We start from the raw sequence: 23311 nt of genomic DNA, 5'->3' as shown, positions 1-23311 counted from the left end.
CGCGGCGCGCGATGGACACAGGGGGGAACGAACCATGCGCAAAACTATTACTGCCGTACTCAGTGCTGCCGTGATGGCTACGACCATGACGGCCTGCTCGCCCGATAACGACGTGAAAATTCAGCCGGCCCGCAAGGGTCAGATCACCATCGGCTTTTCTCAGATCGGCGAATCGAGTCGTTGGCGCGCCGCCAATACGAAATCGATCCAGGACGCGGCCAGAATCCAGAACGTCCGGCTCATCTTCTCGGTCGCGGAGCAGCTCAGTCAGCCGAAACAGATAGCCGACATCGAAGGCTTCATCAACCAGAAGGTGGATATCATCGCCTTCTCGCCGGTCGTCGAGACGGGCTGGGACGACGTGCTGCGCAAGGCCAAGGCGGCGAAGATACCGGTCATCCTGACCGACCGCGTCATCAAGACGGCGGATCCGTCGCTGTACACCTCGTCGCTCGGCTCCGATTTCGTCAGCGAGGGAATCAGCGCCGGGGTCTGGCTGAAGAATGCATTCCGGAAAGCCGCCGGCCCGGTGAAGATCGTCGAACTGACCGGCACCCCGGGGTCAGCTCCGGCAAATCAGCGCAGGGCAGGCTTCCTGGAGGGAATCGACGGCGACGCCAAGTTCAAGATCACCTTTTCCCGTACGGCGAACTTCTCCCGGGCCGACGGCAAGCGCGTGATGGCCGACCTGCTTCGGACCGACGACGACATCGACGTGGTTTTCGCCCAGAACGACGACATGGGGCTGGGCGCCGTCGCGGCCATCGAGGAGGCCGGCAAACGACCCGGGAAAGACATCAAGATCGCGACGATCGACGCCATCCACGACGGCCTGGTGGCCCTCTCCACCGGAAAGATCAATTTCATTGCCGAATGCAACCCGCTGACCGGTCCACAGTTGATGGAGCTCATCCAGGACGTTTTTCTCGGCATCGAGGTCCCCAAGCAGGTGGACACCAAGGAAACGGTCTTCTTCCCGGAGACCGTCCAGGAGTACATCAACGACCGGAAGTATTAGGTCGCTCAGCACGGGCCGGCAGGTGCGCTCGGCCCGGCCCGGCAGGCGTGCCCGGCCGCTCAGCGCGGGCCGGCAGGCATGCCCGGCCGCTCAGCACGGGCCGGCAGGCATGCCCGGCCGCTCAGCACGGGCCGGCAGGTGCGCTCGGTCGCTTGGCCCTGGTCGGCAGGTGTGCTTGCAGGAAGGCGATCTCGGCCGTCGCGGCCGGCTCGTGCTGGTCCAGGAACGGCGCGTAGTGGCCGCCGGGCAGGCGCACCAGCTCGCCGCGCGGGGCCCGGCCGGCCGCGCGGGCAGCCGGTCCGGGCAGCGCCACCTGGTCCTGGTCGGCGACCACGACCAGGAGCGGGCAGCGCACCCGGGCAGCCCAGCGGCCGGGGCGGTAGACGGCGAACCGGAGCGCCGAGCGGGCGGCGACCCCCCGCTGCCACTGCGGGTAGCGGTCTCCGGGGTTGAGCGCGCGGCCGCTGTCCTGGGCGTCCGGCGTGGTCAGCACGGCCACCGTGCCGGGCGGCCCGTCGAGCGCCACCAGCCGCGGCGGGTGGCCGGCGAGCGCGCCGACGGCATCCCGCAGGCCCCGGCCGGTCAGCCGGAGCATCGCCGCCGGCGTCTGATGGCGCATCGCGTTGCGGCCGACGGCCGGTCCGTCCACGCTCGGCGTCTGGGCGATCGCCGCGGCGAGGCCGGGCCGGTCGGCGGCGACCCGCAGGACGTGCCCGCCGGAGGTGGAGAAGCCCCAGATCGCAAGCTGTGCCGGGTGGACGCCGGGCAGCGTGGCGGCGTGGTCGATCGCGGCGTGCCAGTCGGCGATCTGCTCGCGCACGCGGGCGACCTGGCGGGGCCGGCCGCCGCTCGCCCCGAAATGGCGGTAGTCGAAGGCCAGGACATGGAAGCCGGCCTCCTGGAAGCGCCGGGCGAACAGGTCGGTGCCGGGCTCCTTGGTCACCCCGAGCCCGGCCGCCATGATCACGCAGGCCGCGGTGGCTCCCGGGTAGTGCCAGGCGGCGCACTCGCTGTCGCCGCTGGTGAAGCGAGTCTGATCGCGCATGCGGTCCTCCCCCGTGGTCGGTCTCCAAGAAGTGAACCACGTGGTTCGCAAACTGTCGACGGCTTATCCGGCCGCCTCCTCGCGCTCCAGCGCCCGGTGCAGCGCCGCGAGCCCGGCCTCGATGCCGGCCTCGTCGCCGCTGGTGCGCAGGTCGACCAGGAACCCGCGCAGGGTGGCCAGGACCATCTCGGCGACCTGCAGTTTGCGATCGTCCGGCCAGCCCGGCGGGCAGAACGAGAGCAGCGCCGGAAGATAGAGCCGGGACGCGCCGCGGCTCAGCTCGGCGTACCGGCCGGGGTCGTACATCGACAGGCCGATGACCTGGTCGAGCACGGCCGACTCGGCGCTCGCCGACAGGATCGGCCAGACGGCGCGGACCCGCTGCGCCAGCGTGGGCAGGTCGGCGGCGGCGCCGAGGCCGCCGGTGATGCGCCTCTCGCGCAGCCGCTGGACCGCCTCGCGCAGCAGCTCGTCGCCGTCGGCGAAGTGGTAGAGCAACACCTTGTGGGTGGCGCCGGCCGCCCGGGCCGCGCGCCGCAGCGAGAAGTCCGCCAGGCCGTTGGCCTGCAGGTCGTCGGTGACCCGGTCGAGAAGCTCCTGTCGCCGGGCCGCGCCGCGCGGCGATCCCGCCGATCGCCGGTAGCCGGCTCGCCCGGCGGTCTCGTCATCCATGCCGAGACGGTCTCACAGCGGCGTTCCGGGCCGGCGCCGTGGCACCATTGGCCGGCGTGTGCGAGTGAGCGGGGAGCGGCGGGGTTGGATCTGAGTGAAGCGAGGCGCCTCGCCTCCGGCCTGATGGCCGAGCACGGGTTGCGCGGGTGGCGCCTGGTGTTCGACAACGCCAAGACCAGGGCCGGCGTGTGCCGCTACGACCGCAAGGAGATCGGGCTTTCCCGCCCGCTGATCTCGCTGTACGACGTCGAGGTGGTCACCGAGACGGTGCTGCACGAGATCGCCCACGCCATGGCCGGGCCCCGGCACGGCCACGATCGGGTCTGGCGGGCCACCGCACGGCGGCTCGGCTGCTCGGGCCGGCGCTGCATGCCGGCCGACGCGCCCAGCGTCGACGGGCCCTGGGTCGGCCTCTGCCCGGCCGGCCACCGCACCACGGCGCACCGCCGGCCGATCCGCGTCAAGTCGTGTCTCGCCTGCTCGGCCCGCTTCGACGCGGCCGCGATCTACACCTGGGCACATCACGGGCAGCCGGCCCCGATGGACCCGCGGTACGACGCCGAGCTGGCCCGCATCCGGGCCGGCCGACCCGCTATCGGTCCGCCACCGGTGCCGGCGCAGGTCGGCGAGCGGGTCCGGCTGACCGGCACCGGCAAGTACGCCGGTCTGGCCGGCACCGTCGTCAAACGCGGGCGCACCCGCTACCAGGTGCAGACCCGGGCCGGCCTGCTCAGCGTCGCGTTCACGGCCGCACAGCGAACTGGTTGACGAGCCATTCGCGTACCGCCGCGGCGGTTGTCCGGGCATGCACGTTCAGCATGCTGAAATGGTCACCGGGCACCTCGACCCGAGCGTGCGGCACCGAGCGGGTCGCCCGCCAGGTGGCCGGCAGGCCGGGCAACGGGTCCGCGGCCGCGACCAGCAGGCTCGGCGTCGCGAGCGGGCCCGGACGCCAATGGTGCAGCAGCCGGACGTAAGTGCCGGCGGCGAGCATCAGGGCATGCTCGGCGGCGGGGTCCAGCCGCGCACGTATCCGGGTCAGGCCGGTCGCGATCAGGGTGGCCCGCAGATCGTCCTGCCCGTGATCGTTCTCGTAGGTGTCGAGCAGCACGAGCCCGGCGGCCGGGCTTCCGGCCCGCTCCAGGCGCTCGGCCATCAGGTGGGCCAGGTGGCCACCGCTGGACCGCCCGACCAGGATCAACGGCCGGTCCCCGGCGGCCTCGACCGCCCGGTCGGCGAGGACCGCGATGACCCCCTCCAGCGAGACGGGCCGGGCGGCGAGAGACTCAAAACCCGGCAGCGGTACGACGGTGACAGCCGACCCGGCGGCACGCGCGAACGCCTGGAACTCGAGATGCGGAAACGGCCCGTACGAGGGAAGACACACCAGCACCGGCCCGTCGTCCTTCCCGGCCAGCGGCACCGGCTCGGGCGCCCGGCCACCGGACTCCCCCAAGGGCGCGGCTGATGCGCTGATCAGGAGGTTCACCGCCAGCTCCGGGCGGCCTGCGCCGAGGATCGCGTAGAACAGCTCCGGCACACCGGCGGTCGCCGCCGCGGGCGGGGCCAGACTCGCGGCGATCGCGGCCGGGCCGGTCGCGGCCAGGGCTAGGGCCGGTGCGGTCGCGGCCGGGGCGGCCGGGGCGGTCGGGGCGGTCGGGGCGGTCGGGGCGGCCGGTGCGGTCGCGGCCGGGGCGGCCGGGGCGGTCGCGGTCTGGTCGTGTTCGGTGGCGATCCAGCGGGCCAGGGCGGCCGGGGTGGGGTGGTCGAAGACGATCGTGGCGGGCATGGTGATGCCGGTTGCGGCGACCAGCCGGGTGCGCAGTTGGATCGAGGCGACCGAGTCCAGGCCCTGGTCGGTGAAGGCGGCGCCGAGGTCCACCAGGCCCGCGTCGGGATATCCCAGTTCGCCGGCCACCTCGGTGCGGATCAGCGCCTCGGCGGCGGTGACCAGCTCGTCGCCGGTGAGACCGGTCAGCACGCCCGCCGTGGCCGGCATGGGCTGATCATCGGTGGCGACCGGCCGCGCCGGGGCGGCCGGGACCGGGCGGGGCAGGGACGGCAGTGGGGCCACGACCGGTTCGGCGGCGCGCAACGCGGCGTCGAAGGCGGCCGTCACCTCCGCCGGGTTCAGCGGGCGCAGCCGGGAACGGGCGGTCACCGGCATGCCGCCGTCGAGGTCGAGCGGGCCCCAGGCCACCGACAGCGCCGGCTGACCGGCCTCGTGCCGGCGGCGGGCCAGGTCGTCGAGGAAGGCGTTGCCGGCCGCGTACGGCCCCTGGCCGGCGTTGCCGAGCAGGCCGGACGCCGAGGAGAACAGGACGAACGCGGCGAGGTCGTGGGTCAGCTCGTGCAGGTGCCAGGCGGCGTCGATCTTCGGCCGCAGGACAGCGTCGGCGCGATCGCGGGTGAGCCCTTCGAGAACGCCGTCGCTGAGCACGCCGGCCGTGTGCACCACCGCGGTGACCGGCGGGTCGGCCTTCGCCAGCAGCTCGGCGACGTCGGGCCGGTGCGCGACGTCGGCAGCCACGATGGTGACGGCGGCGCCGAGGTCCGCGCGCAGTGGTGCGGCGCGCGGCGCCAGGTCACCCTGGCGGCTGACCAGCAGCAGGTGCCGCACGCCGTAGGCGGCCACGAGATGCCGGGCGATCAGCCCGGCCAGGGCCCCGGTCCCGCCGGTGACGAGCACGGTCCCCGAGCCGAACGAGACGTCGTCCCGGGCGGCGCCGGCGCGGACGAGCCGGGGCACGCCGACCGCGCCCCGGCGCACGACAGCCTCGGGCTCGGTGGCAGTCACCCGGACCGCGCCGGGCAGCGCGTTCACCGACTCGGCGGCGCCGTCGTGGGCGACGAGCCCGACCTGGCCCGGATATTCGGCGGCCGCGACGCGCACCAGTCCGGCCACCGCCGCCGAGCGGGTGGTGACGACGAACCGGCCCGATCCCCCGAGCCGCTCGCGCAGCGCCAGGACGGCGTTCCACACCTGGTCACGTACGTCCTCGGGGCCGGCCGGGTCGGTGACGTCGAGATCGAGCACGGCCGGCGGTTCGCCGCCCGCCGGCACCGGGACAGGCACCACCGTGGGCGCGAACAGGGCACGCGGCACGGGTCGCAACGTCAGCGACTCGATCTCGAGCAGCGGCCGGCCGTCCTCGCCGGACAGCTGCACCGCGATCCGGTCGGACCGGCGCGGGTCCCGGATGAGACGCACCCGGGCCCGGGCAGCGCCGGCGGCCCAGCGCCGAACTCCGGTGAAAACGAACGGCAGGCGCGGCTCCGGCCGCCCCGCCTCGAACAGCCGCGCCGGATGCAGCGCGGCGTCGGTCAGCGCGGCGTGCAGATCAGTGCCGGCCCCACCCACCGGAACGGGCAGCCGCACCTCGGCATACATCGTGTCGCCGCTCCGCCAGGCCGCCGTCACCCCGCGGAAGGCAGGCCCGTAGTCACCACCGACGTAGAGGCCGCCGACATCAACCGGCTCCGCGTCCACCGGCGGCCAGCTCCGCGCCCACGCCCAGGTCCCAGGACCGCCGGGCTCCGGCTCAGCACTCAGCTCGACCGGGGCCGGGTCGGGGTGGCATGTGCCGGTGGCGTGGCGGGTCCAGGTGCCGTCGTGGGTGGCCTGGATCTCGATGGTTCGGGCGCCGTCGGCGGCTGGGTCGCCTAGCAGTAGCCGCAGCTCGACCGGTTCGTCGTCGGGCAGTTCGAGGGGGCGCTCGACTATCAGTTCCGTGAGCACCGGAACGCCGGCCTCCTGGCCGGCTGTTACCGCCAGTTCGGCCAGGAGCGTGCCGGGCACCAGCGGGGCGCCGCCGAGTGCGTGGTCGCGCAGCCAGGGGTGGGAGCGCAGCGAGAGGCGGCCGGTGGTCGAGGTCAGGATTCGGGGTGCGCGGACGGTGTCGGCTAGCCAGAAGCGGCGTCGCTGGAACGCGTAGGTGGGCAGGGCGGCCGCCTCGCGTGGGTCGGCGCGGCCGAGCACGGCGGGCCGGTCCAAGGTGACGCCGGCCGACCAGAGCAGCGCGGCGGTGTCGTCGGACATCGGCACGGTGTGGCCCGGGACCAGCGGCGTCAGCGTGGGACGTGGGCCCAGCTCGACGGTGACGCCGGTCAGGCCGGTGGCCGCGGCGGCGAACCGCACCGGCTCGCGGACCTGGCGCACCCAGTAATCGGCGGAGCGCAGGTCGTCGCCGGTGGCCGGGCGGCCGGTGAGCGTGGAGACGATCGGAATCGCCGCGGCGCGGTAGGTCACCGAGCGGGCCACCTCGGCGAAATCGGCGAGCATGGGCTCCATGCGTACGGAATGAAAAGCGTGACTGACCCGCAGCGAGGTGGTCCGGTGGCCGCGCTCGCGAAGCGTCGCGGCGATCGTCTCGACGGCGGCCTCGTCGCCGGAGAGAGTGACCGAACGCGGACCGTTGACGGCCGCCAGGCCGGCCCGCTCGCCCAGCAGCGGCCGCACCTCGTCCTCGGCGGCGTCGACCGCGATCATGGCGCCGCCGGGTGGCAGCGCGCCCATCAGCCGGGCCCGTGCGCCGACCAGGCGGGCCGCGTCGGGCAGCGACAGGATCCCGGCGACGTGCGCGGCGGCCAGCTCGCCGATCGAGTGCCCGACGAGGACATCGGGGCGGACACCCCAGGAGCGCAGCAGCCGGTACGCCGCGACGCCGAACGCGAACAGCGACGGCTGGGCGTGCTCGGTGCGGTCGAGGTCCGCGTCGCCGGGCACCGGTTCGGCGAACTCGGCCATCACCTCGTCGTAGGCCGCACGGAACAGCGGGGCGGCCAGCATCTCCCGCATGCCCGGCCGTTGCGCGCCCTGGCCGGGGAAGAGGAAAGCGACCCGGCCGGCCGGGCGGCCGTCACCCGCCACGACGCGGGGGTGCGGTTCACCGGCCGCAAGCGCGGTCAGGCCGGTGGTCCATCCGTCCGGACCGCCGAGCACCGCGGCGCGGCGGCGCTGGGCCGCGCGGGTTCCCAGCGCGGCCGCCGCGATCGGGTCGTGCGCCAGCAGCCGCGCCGCTTGAGCGCGCAGGGACGGCTCGTCGGCCGCGGACAGCAGCAGAGGCAGCCCGGTCGCGCCGGACTCCGGCGAGACAAACTCCGGCAAAGCGGACGCCCGCGGGGCCGGCTCAGGTGGGGCCTGTTCCAGGATGACGTGGGCGTTTGTGCCGGAGATGCCGAAGGAGGAGACCGCGGCGCGGCGCGGGCGCCCGGTTTCCGGCCAGTCGCGGGCGGCGGTCAGCAGCGTGACGTCGCCGGCGGTCCAGTCGACCTTGCCGGTGGGCCGGCCGGCGTGCAGGGTGCGGGGCATCCGGCCGTGCCGCATCGCCTCGACCATCTTGATCACGCCGGCCACGCCCGCCGCGGCCTGGGTGTGGCCGATGTTCGACTTCACCGTGCCCAGCCACAGCGGCCGGCCGGCCGGGCGGTCCCGCCCGTAGACCGCCAGCAGCGCCTGCGCCTCGATCGGGTCGCCGAGCGGCGTGCCGGTGCCGTGCGCCTCGGCCATGTCGACGTCGGCCGGCCCGAGCCGGGCGTCGGTCAGGGCGGCGCGCAGAACCCGCTGCTGGGCCGGCCCGTGCGGCGCGGCGAGCCCGTTGGAGGCGCCGTCCGAGCCGACCGCCGAACCGCGGAGCAGGCCGAGAACGGGATGGCCGTGCCGGCGCGCGTCGGAGAGCTTCTCCAGGAGCAGCAGGCCGGCTCCCTCGGCCCAGCTCGTGCCGTCGGCGTCGGCCGAGAACGCCTTGACCCGGCCGTCCGGGGCGAGGCCGCGCAACCGGCTGAAGCCGACGAACGGCCCCGGCGTGGACATCATGGTCGCGCCGCCGGCGATCGCCAGTCCGCATTCGCCGGATCGCAGTGCCGCCGCCGCCCAGTGCATCGCGACCAGCGACGACGAGCAGGCGGTGTCGACGGTGACGGCCGGGCCGGTGAGGCCGAACGTGTAGGCGATCCGGCCGGACGCGACGCTGCCCGCGGAGCCGAGCCCCAGGTGGGCCTCCAGCTCGGCCGACGGATCTTCGGCGGAGCTCGCGTAGTCGCGGTACATCAGGCCGACGTACGTGCCGGTGTCGCTGCCGCGCACGGAGGCCGGGTCGATGCCGGCCCGTTCCCACAGCTCCCAGGCGGTCTCCAGGAGCAGCCGCTGTTGCGGGTCCATCGCGACCGCCTCGGCCCCGCCGATGCCGAAGGGCGCCGGGTCGAAGCCGGGCGCGTCGTGCAGGAAGCCGCCGCTCCGGGTGTACGAGTGGCCGGCCCGGCCGGGGTCCGGGTCGTACAGGCCGGGATCCCAGCCCCGGTCGTCCGGGAACTCGGTGATCGCGTCGACCTCGCCGTCGACCAGATCCCAGAGCTGCTCGGGCGAGGCGACACCGCCGGGGTAGCGGCAGGCCATGGCGACGATCGCGATCGGATCGCCGGCCGGCTCCTCCACCGGCGCGTGCCGGATGACCTTGCCGGTGTCGGTGCGCGGGATGGCGGTGACGAGGCGGATCTCGTCGGGTGCGCGACCGGCCGAAAGAAGGCTGCGGCAGGCGGCCAGCAGCGCCACCGGGTCGGCTCCCCCGGCGGCCGGCACGACGTACCCGATCGCGACCTGCCCGAGCCGGTGGTGCGGGCGGCCGGCGACCATGGCGTCGGCGACGCCGGGCAGCCCGAGCAGCACCTTCTCGATCTCGGCCGGATGCACGTTGGCGCCGCCGCGGATGATCAGGTCGCCGGCCCGCCCGGTCAGCACGAGCAGGTCGCCGTCGACGAGACGGGCCAGATCGCCGGTGTGGTACCAGCCGTCGGTGAGCACCTCGGCGGTGACGGCCGGCTGGTTGTGGTAACCGCGCATGACGCCCGGCCCGCGCAGCCAGAGCTCGCCCTCGGCCCCGGCGGGCAGCGGCTCTCCGGTCCGTGGCCGGACGATCCGCGCCTCGAACCCGGTGATCCGGCCGACCGATCCCTCGACCGGGTCGGCGCCCGGTGTCTCCAGCGCGATCGCGCCGCAGGTCTCGGTGCTGCCGTAGCTGTTCACCAGCGGGACGCCGAGCGCCGTTCGGACGTCGAGCCGCATCTCCGCCGAGCACGGGGCGCCGCCGGTGACGCAGACCCGCAGCGAGGGCACGCTCAGCCGGCGCTCGCCGAGCGCGGCCAGCAGCCGGTGGTAGGTGGTCGGCACGCCGGTGAGGACGGTGGGCGCGGTGCGCTGCACGGCGTCGATCAGCTCGGCGTCCGACGGGTGGTCCAGGATCGTCGCGGTCGCCCCGGTGATCAGCACGCCCAGCAGGCATCGGGCGTGGCCGAGCGCGTGGTGCAGCGGGAGCGGCCAGAGCAGCCGGTCGTCCGGCCCCACCTCGAGGCGGGCCAGCACCCGGACCAGCGTGCTGAGCCAGTTGGCCTGACTGGACACGACGCCTTTCGGGCTGCCGGTGCTGCCCGAGGTGTAGTGGATCCAGGCGTCCTCGTCCGGGCCGAGGTCGTCGCGCGCCGGACCGGTCCCGGCGGCCTCCAGGGCCGCCATCTCGACGCCGGTCACGACGAGTTTCGGCCGGCAATCCGCCACGAAGGCGGCCAGCTCCGCGGTCGACGACCGCGGGTTGACCGGCACGCCGATCGCGGCGGCCCGCACGACGCCGAGCACCGCCACGACCGCGTCGATCCCGGCCGGCAGGCAGACGAGCACCGGCTCACCGCGGCCGACGCCGTGCGCGGCGAGGCCGGCGGCGAAACGCCTCGTCCGGTCGTCCAGCTCGGCGAAGGTGATCCGCCGGTCGCCGGACGCGTACGCGATCCGGCCGGGCCGCTCGGCGGCGTGCCGGCGGAGGAGCTCGACTATGGACGTTTGCACCCGGACACGATGACAGACCCGGGCAACCCGGTCACCGACTCGTTACTTCGTGCCATTGGCCGATCACGTACGCCGTACCCCCAATGCATTGGCAATGATGAATGGCACTGCAGAACGGGGAGAAACATGCACAAGAGGTATGCGGCTGCCGCCGCACTGTCCACCATCGTCCTCGCCGGCACGATGCCGGCCGCGGCCCACGCCGCACCCGCCGTCCAGAAGTTCACGGCCGTCCAGAAGATCACCAAGGACGGCGCCTCGATCACCTTCCAGCGGGTCGCCGCGCCGGCGACGCCACGCTCCGGCACCGGACCGACCACCTCCGACTTCGACGGCGACGGCCTCGACGACATCGCCGCGACCGCCCGCGGTGGCGTGGTGGTGCGCTACGCGTCCGGCGGCCGTCTCGACTACTTCGGGAAGACCACCGGCGGCACCGCCATCACCCTGGGCGCCGCGATCACCAGCGGCGACTTCGACAACGACGGGTACGGCGACCTGGTCATCGGCGATCCCACCGAGGCCGACGGCGCCAATCACACGGCGGCCGGCGGCCTCTGGATCGTGCCGGGCTCGGCCGGCGGGCTGCGGGTCGCCGGGATCCGCCATCTCACCCAGAGCAGTGCCGGAGTGCCCGGCGCGGCCGAGGGCGGCGACGAGTTCGCGGGCGCGCTGGCGGCCGGCGACATCAACGGCGACGGCCGGGCCGACCTGGCCGTGGGCCTGCCCGGCGAGGACGTCGGAACGGTCAGTGACGCGGGTGGCCTGATCATGTTCCTGAGCGACGCGCACGGCGTCAGCACGACCGGCGCGCGGTGGCTCGACCAGGGCACGGCGTACATGCCGGGAACGCCGTCGGCCTTTGACCGCTTCGGCAGCGAGCTGGCCATCGGTCACTTCAACCACGACGAGTACGGCGATCTCGCGATCGGCAGCCCCGGTGAGAACGAGGGCGGCACCGGCCCCAGCCGCGGCATGATCAGCCTGATCCTGGGCGTCAGCACCGGCCTCAACGTGATCGGCGTCTTCTCGGTCGAGGGCGACGACTTCGGCACGGTGGCCCCGGACGTGCAGCCGCTGCGGCTCGGTTACGGCGGGCTGGCGATGGCCGACGTCGACGGCGACGGCGCGGACGAGCTGTTCGCCGGCGTGCCGGAGGCCACGGTGGCCGGACAGGCCGAGGCCGGCCTGGTCGCGGTCCTGCCGGGCAGCAACGACGGTTTCTTCGTCACCGCCTCGTCGGTGCTGACCAGGGCGACCGCGGGCGTGCCGGACGACCCGGCGGCGGGCGACCGGTTCGGCGCCGCGGTGGCCGCCGGCGACCTCACCGGCGACGGCTTCGCCGACCTGGTGGTCGGCGTGCCCGGCCAGGACGTCGTCGACGCCCCGCTGGCGCCGCCCGGCACGATCCGCGACGCCGGCGTGGTCAGCCCGTTCCGCGGCTCGGCGACCGGGCTGGTGTCCCGCGGCGGCGATATCTCGCAGGGATACGAGTACGTCGACGGGATCTCGCAGGCCGGGGACCGCTTCGGCCACGACGTCCGGGTGCTCAACCTGGACGGCCGCAACGGCCTGGACGCGATCATCTCGTCGCCGGGCGAGCCCGGCGAGGACCCGGGCGACACCGCCGGCGCGGTCTACGAGTGCCTCGGCGGCGACCCGAACCTGATGTACGGCATCCACCGCACCACCGGCGCCGACGTGGCGCTGCCCGGCTTCAACACCAACATCTACGGCTACGTCGTCTGATCGAGGGTCAACCGACCGAACGCCGACAGTTGACGCACGATGCCTCCGCCCCCGCCCGACACTGATGGGATGGCAGATCCGACGCGGGCCGCGGAGATCGACCTCGCCCCGATCCCCGGAAAGACGTACTTCTCCATCGACCGTGAGTGGCGGGAGGAATTCATCTACTTCCTGATGGTGGATCGCTTCTCGGACGGGGTGGACCGGCCGGCGCCCACGGGCGCCGGGCGGTCCGCCGGCGTCGACACCCCGGACGCGTTCTACGGTGGCACGATCGCCGGCATCCGGCGCAATCTCGACTACATCGCCGGGCTGGGGTGCACCGCGATCTGGCTGTCGCCGGTCTTCGAGAACAACCAGAACTCCTACCACGGGTACGACATCAACAACTACCTGAGCATCGACCCGCGGTTCGGGACCAAGCAGGACCTGATCGACCTGGTCGAGGACGCCCACAGCCGGCCGGTCCCGATCCGGATCATCCTGGACGTGGTGATCAACCACAGCGGCGACAACTGGTCCTATCCCGGCGGGTTCCGCTACTTCTACTCCGGCAACCAGCAGTTCGGGTTCGGCGACTTCCGCCGCGCCGACCGGCCCCTGCCGGCCGAACTGCGGAATCCGGAGTGGTACCACCGCCGGGGCGAGATCGGCGACTTCGACAACTCCCCGGAGAACCAGTTCGGCGACATCCTCGGGCTGAAGGACTACGCCAACGACGACGACCCGGTCGGCTCCGAGGTCATCAACACGCTGATCAGGGCGCACGCCTACTGGATCCGGGAGACCGACGTCGACGGCTTCCGGGTGGACGCGGTCAAGCACATGGGCGAGCTGGCCGCCGCGCGGTTCTGCTCCAACATCCGGGAGTACGCGTACGGCCTCGGCAAGCGCGGTTTCTTCCTGTTCGGCGAGGTCGCGACCCCGTCCGACGACATCTACAACCGTTACATCGGCCAGAACACCAGCCAGTCCGACGGCAACCGCACGGTGTTCTTCGGCCTCGACTCGGTGCTCGACTTCCGGCTCGCCTCCGGCATGTTCGGCGACGAGAACAACGCCCCGCTGCGCGACGTCCTGACCGGCGCCCGGGGCCCGCAGACGCTGTTCAACCGCCTCGAAGCGCAACGCGACCGGGCCCTCAACCGCGGCGAGATCGGCCGCTACCTGGTCACCTTCATCGACAACCACGACTCGTTCTGGCAGCCCGGCGGGCGCTTCCCGGCCATCGCCGACGACGACCAGGTGATCGCGGCGGCCGGCTTCCTGCTCTGCGCCCTCGGGACGCCGTGCCTCTACTACGGCGACGAGCAGGGCCTCACCGGCGCGGGCGGCGACAACCAGATGCGCCAGGCCCTCTTCGACACGGCCGGCGACCGCAGCCTGCTCAACCCGCAGTGCCGCATCTACCAGGAGATCGCCAAGATCGCCGCGGTCATGCGCAGCCACCAGGCGCTGCGCTTCGGCCGCATGTACTACCGCCAGATCTCCGGCGACGGCCAGAACTTCGGCGAACCGTTCGGCACCACCTACACCCTCGCCTTCGCCCGCCTCCTCTACCCGCAGGAGGTGCTGGTCGCCTACAACGTCTCCGACCAGCCCCGCCACGACTGCGTGGTGGTCGACGCCGCCCTGCACCCGGAAGGGTCCACGATGTCCTTCCGCTACGGCGCCTCCGGCGACACCACCGTGCAGAAGACCAACAACGGCATCCATTTCGTACGCCTCGAGCTCGCCCCGCACCAATTCGTCGTCCTCGAGTGACCGGCGGCGGGCCCCCGCGGGCCGGCCTTGCCGGGCTACGATGTTGATCCACGGCTGAGCACAGTGGAGGGTCGATGAGCGGTCAGCAGGCCGGCAACAGCAGTCCCATCGACACCACGGTCGCCCATCCGGCGCGTCGTTACGACTATCTGCTGGGCGGCAAGGACAACTTCGAGGCGGACCGGGAGTCGGCGCGGCGCATCGAGGAGCAGATGCCCACGATCCGGCTCACCGCTCAGGAGAACCGCTGGTTCCTGCACCGGGCGGTCCGGTTCCTGGCCGAGCGCGGGATCCGCCAGTTCCTCGACATCGGGACCGGCATCCCGACCTCGCCGAACACGCACCAGATCGCCCAGGAGGCCGACCCCACCGCCCGGATCGTCTATGTCGACAACGACCCGCTGGTGCTCGTCCACGCCCGCGCGTTGCTGACCGGTGACCCGCGGGGGCGGACGGCGTACCTCGAGGCCGACCTGCGTGACCCGCAGAAGATCCTCGACCGGCCCGAGTTCGCCGAGGTGCTCAACCTCGCGGAGCCGGTCGGGTTGCTGCTCGTCGCGGTCCTGCACTTCATCCGCGACGACGACAACCCGAAGCAGATCATCGACACCCTGGTCGACGCTCTGCCCGAGGGCAGCTTCGTGGCCGCCACCCACGTCACCCTGGAATACATGAGCCCGGAGCAGTTCGCCGCGGTGCGCGCGACCGCCGAGCGGCAGACCGCGGCCCGCTCCGGCGCCGAGCTGGCCGCCCTCTTCACGCACCCACGCCTGCAACTGGTCGAGCCCGGCGCGCAATCGGTGGCGCGGTGGTGGCCGGAAGGCGCGCCGCAGCCGCGGCCACCGGTCGAGCAGGTGGCCTGCAACGGGATCCTGGCCCAGGTCGGCCCGCCCACCAGGTAACGCGGCGCCACGAGTCCGACGGGTTCGCGACTCGGCGCTTCCCTTCGGTTCGGCGCCGTGCCTACGGTGAGTCGCCCGGCGGCTGCTCCACATGTCGCCGTCGGTCCGCATCCCGAGTGGGTGAGCAGCGTGGCCGAGACTATTTCGTTTCCGGAAAGTCTTCGGTGGACGCGCGACGTGCTGACGCAGTGGCGGCACTGGACGCGCACCCACTGGAAGATCACGCTCGCGCTGAGTGCGATGGCCTTTCTCACCGGGTGGGCCTGGAACACGTACGCAATGGCCGTCGGGCTCGAGGGCAGCGACGTCCCCGCGGACACCCGGACGACCGCGACGGCCGACGGCCACACCATCAACGCGGTCTTCTGGCTGGTCCTCTTCACGCTGGTCAGCGGCCTGGTGACGTACGCCTGGACGCGTGGCCGGACCGCCCTGCGGGCTGATGTCGCCGCGCTGCCGAGGCGGTTCGCCGAGGCCATGAGCACCAGCCGGGCGGGCACTCTCGCCATGTTCCTCTGGGGCGCTTCGGTGGCGCTGGTGATCGCCACGCTGATCGACTCGGCGGTTTCGCTGGCCCTCGGGCTGGTTCTGCTGGCCCTGGCCCCGACACCGATCGGCGTGGTCCTGAACTTCGCGCTCATCCGGATCTGGCGCGGGCTGTGCGGCATCGTCGCGCCGAAGGCGAGCGCCCAGGTCGCCGTGATGATCAGCCCGTTCCTGGTCATGATCGGCGAGGGCGCCGGTCTCACGGTGGACGGCCTGTTCGACAACTGGCGGATAAAGGCGCTGCTCGGGCTCGCCGCCGCGGCGCTCTCGGTGGCACTGGCGCGCAGGTCCGCGCCGCCGGCCGCGGCCATCCTGCTGGTCCTGGTGGCCGCGGCGGTGGCCGGGCAGTTGATCGGCCTCCCGGCGGCCTACGCGGACGACGGTGGCTGGAGCGAGTGTGTCACCGCGGACAACCGCACCTGCTCCGATCTGGGGCTCGGTGGGGTGCTCGCCTGGCTGCACTCCCCCGGTGCCGGGCACGTGCTGCTCCGGGGCTCGATCGGGGCGGCCTTCGCGTCGATCGGCACGCTGCTCGGACTCGGGATCGGCGCCGCGTTCGCGGCAAGCCTCGCGCAGACGGCCGCCGCGGGGAACACACCGCGCCATCGTGGCGGCCCGCCGCGCCGGCCCGACGGCCTCGGCTACGACGACCGGGGGTGGCCTCCGCAACAGCCGGACCCCGCCCCGCCACCGGCCACCGGCGGGGCGCGGCCGATCCCACCGCAGCCGCCGGCACCTCCCGGCCCACCGGCCGGCCGTCTGCTGCACGGAACCGGCCCCGGCGGCGACGGCTCGGCCGGACGCCAGATGCACGGAACCGGCCCCGCCGAGGACGGCTCGGCCGGGCACTTGTACGGAAACGCGCCGGCCGAGGACGGCACGGCCGGCCCGGTGCGCGGAGCCGGACCGCCCGAGGCCGGCCCGGTGCACGGCGCCGGCGCGTCCAGCACCCTCGGACAGGTCTACCGGTCCACCTCCGTCGACTTCCCGGTGATCGACCAGCCGCCGCCCGACCCGGTGGTCCCGGATGCACCCGCCGTAGGCCAGGCCGCCGTGCCGCCGGCCAGGCACGGCAATCCCTGGGCTGACCTGGATGAGGTGGATGACTTCCTGCCGGATCCGCCCGAGCGCCGGGCCCGGCACCGCCGGCGCGGCCCCGACGACGATCCGCCACCGCCCCGAGAGCGGCCGTGACCAGGTATCGCCGCTGGCCGGCGCGGGTCGTCGTATTCCTTCTGGCCGGCGGTTCGATCGCGGCGCTGCTCGCCGACCTCTACCGGATCGCACCGATGGGCCGGGTGTTCTGGTTCGTCTCGGTGCCGGCGATGGCCGTGCTGGCGATCGTGGCCGCCCTGCCCCGAATCGATCCGGACCTCCGGGCCCGGATCCGGGTCGGCGCGGTCGCCGGCGTCCTCGGAGTGCTCGGCTACGACGTCGCCCGGATCCCCTTCGCACTGGCCGGCCAGCGTGTCTTCGCCCCGATCGAGAGCTACGGCATCCTGATCGCCGACAGCTCCGCGTCGTCCGGCCTGACCTCGACGCTCGGCTGGCTGTACCACCTGTCCAACGGCGTGACGTTCGGCATCGCCTACCTGGCGATCGCCGCGCGCCGCCGGTGGCCGCTCGGTGTGCTGTGGGCGCTGCTGCTCGAGACCGTCGCGGTGCTCAGCCCGTTCGCCACCCGGTACGACCTGGCCGGCCACCTGGTCCCGATCGCCATCGCGTACCTGGCGCACGTGTTCTACGGCTATCCGCTCGGCCGCCTCGGACGCGAGCTCGACGGCGCGGAGAGTGCGCTGCGCCGGTTCGGCCGGCACACCGTGTCGGTGACGCTGATCGTGACAGCCGGGGTGATCGTCGGATGGCAGCGTCCGTGGCACGTGCCGCCCACGGACCGGGAGGCGGCCCGGCTCTCCCACGACGGGACCCCGGCGGCAATCGTGCGCTCGGATCGCTTCGAACCCGAATGGCTCCGCGTGCGGGCCGGCGGCTGCGTGCTGATCGACAACCGCTCCGGGCGGACCTATCCGACCTCAGCCGGGGTGCTGCCCGCACGGACCGCCGGGACCCTCTGCTTAGAAAGGCCCGGCGTCTATCGGATCCGCCTCGGCGCCCGCCCCTATTCCGGCGGCTTCGTCTACGTGGACGCGACCCGGCCGTGAACGAAAGTCCGTCGTGGTGGGACGAACAGGAGGACAGACCCACCACGAAACAAGGAGTGCCGTGAAACGCCACCATCTCTACCGGCCCGTCGGGGCCATCCTGCTCGGATTCGTCATCAGCCTGGCGGGCGCCACCGCACCCGCGTCCGCGAAAGCGCCCGCCGGCTGCGAGGGCGCGGTCGTGCACACCGTCGACGCTGCCCGGCCCGGTCCGCTGCCGCGGCTGTGCGTCGCGCGCGGCGGGGTCGTGCGCCTGGTCAACATCGGGCCGGGGTCGCTCGTCGCGGACCCGGCCGGCGCCGTCGACTGCTTCTATGCGGCCGGCACCTACCAGTGCCGGCTGATCAAGGCCGGGACGCTGCGGTTCACGCTGGCCCCGGATGCCCGGCAGTTGCGGGTCACGGTGCCGGCGGCCGTGCCGGGACAGCCCTCGACCGCCTGTTCGCCGCCCGGCGCCGTGGTCGATCTAGACACCAACGACGAGCTCGGCTGGTGGGCGCCGTGCCTGCGGATCGGCGCGACCCTGCGGGTGGTCAACCTCGGGCCCGGTCTGCTGACGAGGAGCCCGGCCGATGCCGTGACCTGCTACTACGAAGCCGGGATCACCGCCTGCCAGTTCCGCCGGCCGGCCAGTGTCGTCTTCACCGCCACTCTGGACTCGACCACCCGGTCAGTGACGGCGGTCGCGGTCGGCTAGCCGGTCTATGGTCGAGCGGTGACCGGCCCGCAGCAGATCGGCGCCTACCGCATCGAACGGTTGCTCGGCGCCGGGTCGTTCGCCACCGTCTGGCTCGGCCACGACCCGGCCCTGGGCGCGCACGTGGCGATCAAGGTGCTGGCCGAGAACTGGAGCCACGACCTGCGGGTCCGGGAACGCTTCTCGCAGGAGGCCCGGCTGCTGTGGCGGCTGGCCGACGAACGGCTGGTGCGCGTGCACGCCGTGGGCGAACTGGCGGATGGTCGCCCGTACTCGGTCATGGATTTTGCCGACGGTGGCAGCCTGCGTGACCGGCTCGCCCAGGGTGATCTGCCGCCGGCCCTGGCCCTCCGGATCTTGCGGGAGGTTGCCGCCGGGGTCGCGGTGCTGCACCGGAACCGGATCGTGCACCGCGATCTCACTCCCGGCAACGTGCTGTTCCAGGCCGGCCGGGTGGTGATCGCGGACCTCGGTCTGGCGAAGGCGCTCGCGGCCGCCTCGGGGCTGACCGCCCGGGCCGGCACCCCCGGCTACATGGCGCCCGAGCAGGACGATCCGCTGGCGGTCGTGGACACCACGGCCGATGTGTACGGCCTGGGGCGGCTGGGATCGCGGCTGGGTGTGCCGCTCCGGTTCGCCCCGGTGCTGCAGCGGGCGACCGAGCGCGACCCGCAGGATCGCTATCCGGATGCCGACGCCTTCGCGGCGGCGCTCGACCGGGTCGACACCTCGGGCGCGCTCGGTCCGCTGCGCCGCACGGGATGGCTGGTGGCCGCCGGCGCGCTGCTCGCCGGCATGTCGTCGGACGTCGCGCCGCCGCCGAAGCCGCGCACCGCGACCGAGCAGACCGGACAGCTCACGGTCGCCCTGCCCGACGGTTGGCGGGGCGCCGGATCGGGCTGGGCCGGCCGTTTCGACGGCACCGGGAAGCTGGAACCGGCGCTGGTGATCTCCCCGGATCCGCGCCGCTGGCCCACCGATCCGGGCATGCCGGGCGCGTTCGTCGGGCTGTCGCGCAGCGCGGCGGCCCGCACCACGGCCGCCGGTTTCGTGGCCGAGCACCCGCACGCGAGTTGCACCGCCGCGCCCGTGCGGCACAGCCGGCCAGCCGGCATCGACTGGGTGCTGGCCCGCTTCACCTGCCAAAAAACCAAACCCGTGATCATCGAGGCGGCCGGCATCAAGGCCGGCTTCATGGTGTACGCCCAGATCACGCCCGGGGCGAGCGCCGATGACCGGTCCGTGGATGCGCTTCTCGCCGGCGTGGTCGTCGGTTAGCGCACGACGACCGTCCGGTTAGCGCACGACGACCGTGATGTCGTGGGACTGGCTGCCCTGCGGGATCGTCACGACGACCGTGCCGGGGCGCACGAAGCGGATCTCGACGATGCCCGCCTCGTAGTTCGGATCGACCAGGTCCGGCGAGTCGGTGGTGACCTCGCCGGGCCCGATGTGCTCGATCCGCAGGACCGCCCCGACGCCGACGCACAGAGCGGGCACGAGGGCGAGCTCGTCGGTGGTCAGGTCGATGGTGTGCACGACCGGGCCCTCGCAGGCCGACCCGGTCGTCGTCGGCAGCGAGAGCGGCGGCGGGGAGACCGCGGTTCGGCTCGTGCGTGCCGGCGTCGGCCGGTGCGGGATGGTCGGCGCGACGCTCGCCGGCCGTGACGGGGTGGCGCTGCTGGATGCGACGGGCGGGGGCGGGGCGGCTTCGGTCGGCAGCGGGGAGACGGCCGGCTCGACCGTGCAGCCGGCCAGCGCCGCCGCGAGGACGCCGGTGATCAGCCGCCGCATCATCGGCCCAGGTGCTGCCGAAGCTCCGAGCGAGCCTGGTGGATGCGGGACTTCACGGTGCCCTCCGGCACCGCGGTCAGCCCGGCGATGTCTCGATAGCTCAGGTCGAGCAGATCCCGCAGGACGACCGCCTCGGCGAGGTCGGGCCGCAGCCCTTCGAGCGCGTCGAGCAGATCGAGCCGGGTGCCGGCCACCACGCTGGTGCGGCGCGGGTCGGGCCGGTCCGGCAGCGGCGCCCCGCCCGACTCGGCCAGGAAGCGACCGCGCAGGCGCTGGTAGGTCGACCGGGCCCGGTTGGCGGTCAGCCGATGGAGCCAGGTGCGGAACGACGATCGCCCCTCGAACCGGCCGATCGACCGGGTGAGCGCCAGCAACGTGTCCTGGCAGGCGTCCTCGGCGTCGTCGCGGTTGGGCAGGAAGCGGGCGCACATGCGCAGCACATCGGGCCGCACGGCGGTCAGCAGCGTCTCGAGCGCGGCGGCGTCACCCGCGGCCGCCGCCCGGGCCAGCTCCTCGACCTCGGTGGCTCCACTGTCCACCGCCCCACCATAGGTGGCCGCCGGGCGGTCTGGTGCAGACCGAGGATCGCCAGGTGCTGGACCGATCCTGCTGAATCTCCGCCGACATCGGTGCCGACCTGGTCAAAGTCCTGTGGAATGGGCCGGTGGAAGCCTTCGCCCCCGCGGCCCAGACCCTGCCAAGCGCCGATCCTGGGCACGGACGGGCTGGGAAGCGCCGGCCCGGATCTGAGGACCGAACATGTTGCTGATCGTGGGCGAGGCCATCGTCGCCTTCCACCGGACGGGCCGCGAGCACTACACCGGCCCGTGGCCGAGCGGTTCGCCGGCGATCGCCGCCTATGTCGCCGGCCGGCTCGGGGTGCCGACCGTCTTCGTCGGCGCCGTCGGGCGCGACGACCACGGCACGGTGATGGCCGACGGGCTGGCCGCCGGCGGGGTGGACATCAGCCACCTCGTGGTGTCCGGCAAAGCGCCGACCGCGACCGCGTACATCACCTATCGCGGCGCGGCGCGCGAGTTCGACTTGCGGGTCAGCGACTCGGCGGCGATCCAGGTCGCCGGGCCGGACCTGGCCGACCTGCCGGAGCGCGCCGGCTGGCTGCACCTGTCCGGCTCGGCGCTGATCTTCGGCGAGCCGCTCGCCGGCACGGCCCTCACCGCTCTGCACCGGGCCCGGGCGGCCGGCGCCCGGATCTCGATCGACCCGAACGTGCGGCCCGAGTCCCTGGACCGGACGGCCCGGGAGGCGGTGGTCGAGGCCCTCGGACTCGCCCACGTCGTGCTGGCCGGCGAAGGCGAGCTGGCGGCGCTCAGGGTGGACGCGTCCGCCCTGGTCGCCGACGGGGCGACGGTGTGCACCACGTTCGGGGCGGGCGGCGCAACGGTGACCGACGAGTCCGGGTCGGTGCACATCGACGCGCTCCCGGTCGAGGTGGTGGACACCGACGGCGCCGGCGACGCGTTCGCGGCCGGGTTCATCGCCGCGGCGCTGGCCGGCGCGGACCCGGTCGACGCGGCCCGCGCCGGCGTGCGGGTCGCGACGGAGGCCATCCGCACCGAAGGCCCGATGAGCGTCATGCCCGACCGCGGGCTGCTGGCCGGATGAGCGGCTACACTGCCCGGCCATGAACGCTTCCTCCGCCTCCGTGAGCCTGGTCCACGAGGCATTGGTGCTGCTGCGGGCCGATCGGGTGGAGGAAGCCGAGGCGATGATGAAGCGGGCCGTGCGCCGGGCCGGCCAGCTGCACGGTGAGCACAGCGCCGCCTGGGCCGCGGCCCAGTCCGACATGGGCAACGTGCTGCTGCGCGCCGACCAGCCGGCCTGGGCGGTCGAATGCTTCCGGGCGGCGGTGTCGGTGCCGGTCCCGCCGGGCGGCGAACCGCAGCACCGGCTCGGCCACCAGCTCAACCTCGGCATCGCGCTCACCCTCAGCGGGCGGCTCGAGGAGGGCGCCGAGGCGCTGCGGGAGTCACGGGCCGGCCGGCTCGAGTTCTACGGCCCCGACCACGTCGGGTACGCGGCCGGCCTGGAACCCCTCGCCGACGTGCTGCTGCGCCTCGGCGATCACGCCGGGGCGCTGGCCGCGATCGAGGAGGCGGTGCCGATCTTCGACCGCGCCGGGCACCAGCGGATCGCCAGTTCGGTCGCGTTGCGCGGGGTGATCCGCCAGGCCGGCGGTCACTCCGGTCCGCTCTTCCCGGGGCTGCACGAGCTGCCCGACCACGTGGTGGAGCAGGTCGCCACGATCGCGGCCATCCGGGTGCGGCAGGGCATCGACCCGGACGCCGCCTACCTGTTCCTCGCCCACCTCGCCAACGCGCTGCGCACCCGTCTCGGGCCGGACCACCCGTCCACCGTCGACGCGTTCAGCGCCCTGTCCGTCGCGGCCGGCGAGCGCGGCGACCACAACGGCCGGGTCGCGGCGCTGCGGCGGGTGCTCGCCTCCTACGACCGCCAGGACCGCGTGGAGGAGGCGCTGGCCGCGACGATCAGCATCGCCGAGGCGCTCGGCGACGCCGGCGAGACCGACAAGAGCCTGCTGCGGTACGAGGATGCGGCGTCCCGCGCCGAGCGGACCGGTCACGCCGGCCTCATCGGCCAGGCGCTGTTCGACTGGGGGCTGGCGCTGCAGGCTGCCGGGAAGCCCGAGCCGGCCACCGAGCGGCTCGGCGAGGCGTCCGCCGCCGCCCGCGACGGCGATGACCCGGTGCTGCTCGGGCATGTCGCCGCGGCGTACGGCATCGGCCTGCAGCACCTGGGCCGGCGGGCCGAGGCCCGCACCGCGCTGGAGGAGTGCCTGTCCGTGCTGGAACCGCGCGACGAGGCCGCCGGCGCCGCTCGGAGCCACCTGGTCGCGATCCTCGACGACCGGGAGTGTGACTGTGCCGGTCTGCGAGCGGCCGTCGAGGAGGGGTTCCGCGACTTCGTGATGTCGCGCCTGCCGGCCGACCTGCTCGGCCGGTTCGACGTGCGGATCGTCGGCAACAACTTCGTGATCGACGCCGACTTCCAGCGGGAGCCGGCCGGCGACGAGGCCGAGCGGTTCGACGAGGTCGTCCGGGCCGGCCAGGCTGAGTTCAGCCGCCAGGTCGCCGGCTGAAGTCATT

The 23311-nt window shown here is 73.6% G+C and carries 16 protein-coding genes; 11 read left to right on the top strand and 5 right to left on the bottom strand.

Annotated features, from left to right (window positions below; all coding sequences use genetic code 11):
- Window positions 1-34 precede the first annotated feature (34 nt).
- Window positions 35-1018: an ABC transporter substrate-binding protein gene (locus AB0E90_RS34660; RefSeq protein ID WP_360415407.1), complete on the top strand. Its 984-nt coding sequence runs from the start codon at window positions 35-37 to the stop codon at window positions 1016-1018.
- A 121-nt stretch (window positions 1019-1139) separates the two neighbouring features.
- Here the strand turns inward: AB0E90_RS34660 and AB0E90_RS34655 are convergent, their stop codons facing one another.
- Together AB0E90_RS34655 and AB0E90_RS34650 are read right to left on the bottom strand one after the other, a co-directional pair.
- A complete protein-coding gene (locus AB0E90_RS34655) occupies window positions 1140-2063 on the bottom strand; it encodes an alpha/beta fold hydrolase (protein WP_360415405.1) in 924 nt (307 codons plus the stop codon).
- 63 nt (window positions 2064-2126) lie between these two features.
- Entirely contained in the window at window positions 2127-2735 is a 609-nt protein-coding gene (locus AB0E90_RS34650; protein WP_360415403.1) for a hypothetical protein, read from the bottom strand.
- 84 nt (window positions 2736-2819) lie between these two features.
- On the opposite strand from AB0E90_RS34650, the gene AB0E90_RS34645 reads away from it, so the two are divergent.
- Entirely contained in the window at window positions 2820-3503 is a 684-nt protein-coding gene (locus tag AB0E90_RS34645) for a SprT-like domain-containing protein (protein WP_360415401.1), read from the top strand.
- On the opposite strand, the gene AB0E90_RS34640 is transcribed toward AB0E90_RS34645, so the two are convergent.
- A complete protein-coding gene (locus AB0E90_RS34640; protein ID WP_360415399.1) occupies window positions 3478-10569 on the bottom strand; it encodes an SDR family NAD(P)-dependent oxidoreductase in 7092 nt (2363 codons plus the stop codon). The two genes, AB0E90_RS34645 and AB0E90_RS34640, sit on opposite strands and share 26 nt — an antisense overlap.
- 126 nt (window positions 10570-10695) lie before the next feature.
- On the opposite strand from AB0E90_RS34640, the gene AB0E90_RS34635 reads away from it, so the two are divergent.
- From AB0E90_RS34635 to AB0E90_RS34605, 7 genes are all read left to right on the top strand, one after another.
- Window positions 10696-12318, top strand: coding sequence for an FG-GAP and VCBS repeat-containing protein (locus AB0E90_RS34635; RefSeq protein WP_360415397.1), 1623 nt, complete (start codon window positions 10696-10698; stop codon window positions 12316-12318).
- 69 nt (window positions 12319-12387) lie between these two features.
- On the top strand, window positions 12388-14082 hold the full coding sequence (locus tag AB0E90_RS34630) for an alpha-amylase family glycosyl hydrolase (protein ID WP_360415395.1): 1695 nt from the start codon (window positions 12388-12390) through the stop codon (window positions 14080-14082).
- A 74-nt stretch (window positions 14083-14156) separates the two neighbouring features.
- Window positions 14157-14984, top strand: coding sequence for an SAM-dependent methyltransferase (locus AB0E90_RS34625; protein WP_360415393.1), 828 nt, complete (start codon window positions 14157-14159; stop codon window positions 14982-14984).
- A 129-nt stretch (window positions 14985-15113) separates the two neighbouring features.
- The gene (locus tag AB0E90_RS34620; RefSeq protein WP_360415391.1) at window positions 15114-16724 is read left to right on the top strand and encodes a hypothetical protein; all 1611 of its coding nucleotides are present in this window, start codon (window positions 15114-15116) and stop codon (window positions 16722-16724) included.
- The gene (locus AB0E90_RS34615) at window positions 16721-17692 is read left to right on the top strand and encodes a hypothetical protein (protein ID WP_360415389.1); all 972 of its coding nucleotides are present in this window, start codon (window positions 16721-16723) and stop codon (window positions 17690-17692) included. The genes AB0E90_RS34620 and AB0E90_RS34615 overlap by 4 nt, the downstream gene beginning before the upstream one ends.
- A 61-nt stretch (window positions 17693-17753) precedes the next feature.
- Window positions 17754-18389 (top strand): hypothetical protein, encoded by a 636-nt coding sequence (locus tag AB0E90_RS34610; RefSeq protein WP_360415387.1) that lies wholly within the window; start codon window positions 17754-17756, stop codon window positions 18387-18389.
- An 18-nt stretch (window positions 18390-18407) separates the two neighbouring features.
- A complete protein-coding gene (locus AB0E90_RS34605; RefSeq protein ID WP_360415385.1) occupies window positions 18408-19667 on the top strand; it encodes a serine/threonine-protein kinase in 1260 nt (419 codons plus the stop codon).
- Window positions 19668-19685: 18 nt separating this feature from the next.
- Here AB0E90_RS34605 and AB0E90_RS34600 read toward each other — a convergent pair whose 3' ends face one another.
- Together AB0E90_RS34600 and AB0E90_RS34595 are read right to left on the bottom strand one after the other, a co-directional pair.
- Window positions 19686-20186, bottom strand: coding sequence for a hypothetical protein (locus AB0E90_RS34600; protein ID WP_360415383.1), 501 nt, complete (start codon window positions 20184-20186; stop codon window positions 19686-19688).
- Window positions 20183-20722 (bottom strand): RNA polymerase sigma factor, encoded by a 540-nt coding sequence (locus AB0E90_RS34595; RefSeq protein WP_360415381.1) that lies wholly within the window; start codon window positions 20720-20722, stop codon window positions 20183-20185. Before AB0E90_RS34595 ends, AB0E90_RS34600 begins: the two co-directional genes overlap by 4 nt.
- Window positions 20723-20942: 220 nt before the next feature.
- On the opposite strand from AB0E90_RS34595, the gene AB0E90_RS34590 reads away from it, so the two are divergent.
- Together AB0E90_RS34590 and AB0E90_RS34585 are read left to right on the top strand one after the other, a co-directional pair.
- The gene (locus AB0E90_RS34590; RefSeq protein ID WP_360415379.1) at window positions 20943-21809 is read left to right on the top strand and encodes a PfkB family carbohydrate kinase; all 867 of its coding nucleotides are present in this window, start codon (window positions 20943-20945) and stop codon (window positions 21807-21809) included.
- A gap of 19 nt (window positions 21810-21828) precedes the next feature.
- Window positions 21829-23304, top strand: a complete 1476-nt coding sequence (locus AB0E90_RS34585) for a tetratricopeptide repeat protein (protein WP_360415377.1) — start codon at window positions 21829-21831, stop codon at window positions 23302-23304.
- Window positions 23305-23311: the final 7 nt, after the last annotated feature.

Source organism: Actinoplanes sp. NPDC026619, from assembly GCF_040638295.1.
In the GTDB taxonomy this organism is placed as follows: Bacteria; Actinomycetota; Actinomycetes; order Mycobacteriales; family Micromonosporaceae; genus Actinoplanes.
The sequence above is the reverse complement of the archived record's forward strand: the minus strand, read 5'-3'. Positions and strand labels throughout refer to the sequence as shown.

Excerpts from the sequence above, each read along its gene's own strand:
- AB0E90_RS34600 (WP_360415383.1), bottom strand. The coding sequence starts at position 20,186 with ATGATGCGGCGGCTGATCACCGGCGTCCTCGCGGCGGCGCTGGCCGGC.
- AB0E90_RS34650 (WP_360415403.1), bottom strand. The coding sequence starts at position 2,735 with ATGGATGACGAGACCGCCGGGCGAGCCGGCTACCGGCGATCGGCGGGA.
- AB0E90_RS34630 (WP_360415395.1), top strand. The coding sequence starts at position 12,388 with ATGGCAGATCCGACGCGGGCCGCGGAGATCGACCTCGCCCCGATCCCC.
- AB0E90_RS34655 (WP_360415405.1), bottom strand. The coding sequence starts at position 2,063 with ATGCGCGATCAGACTCGCTTCACCAGCGGCGACAGCGAGTGCGCCGCC.
- AB0E90_RS34585 (WP_360415377.1), top strand. The coding sequence starts at position 21,829 with ATGAACGCTTCCTCCGCCTCCGTGAGCCTGGTCCACGAGGCATTGGTG.
- AB0E90_RS34625 (WP_360415393.1), top strand. The coding sequence starts at position 14,157 with ATGAGCGGTCAGCAGGCCGGCAACAGCAGTCCCATCGACACCACGGTC.
- AB0E90_RS34660 (WP_360415407.1), top strand. The coding sequence starts at position 35 with ATGCGCAAAACTATTACTGCCGTACTCAGTGCTGCCGTGATGGCTACG.
- AB0E90_RS34635 (WP_360415397.1), top strand. The coding sequence starts at position 10,696 with ATGCACAAGAGGTATGCGGCTGCCGCCGCACTGTCCACCATCGTCCTC.
- AB0E90_RS34590 (WP_360415379.1), top strand. The coding sequence starts at position 20,943 with ATGTTGCTGATCGTGGGCGAGGCCATCGTCGCCTTCCACCGGACGGGC.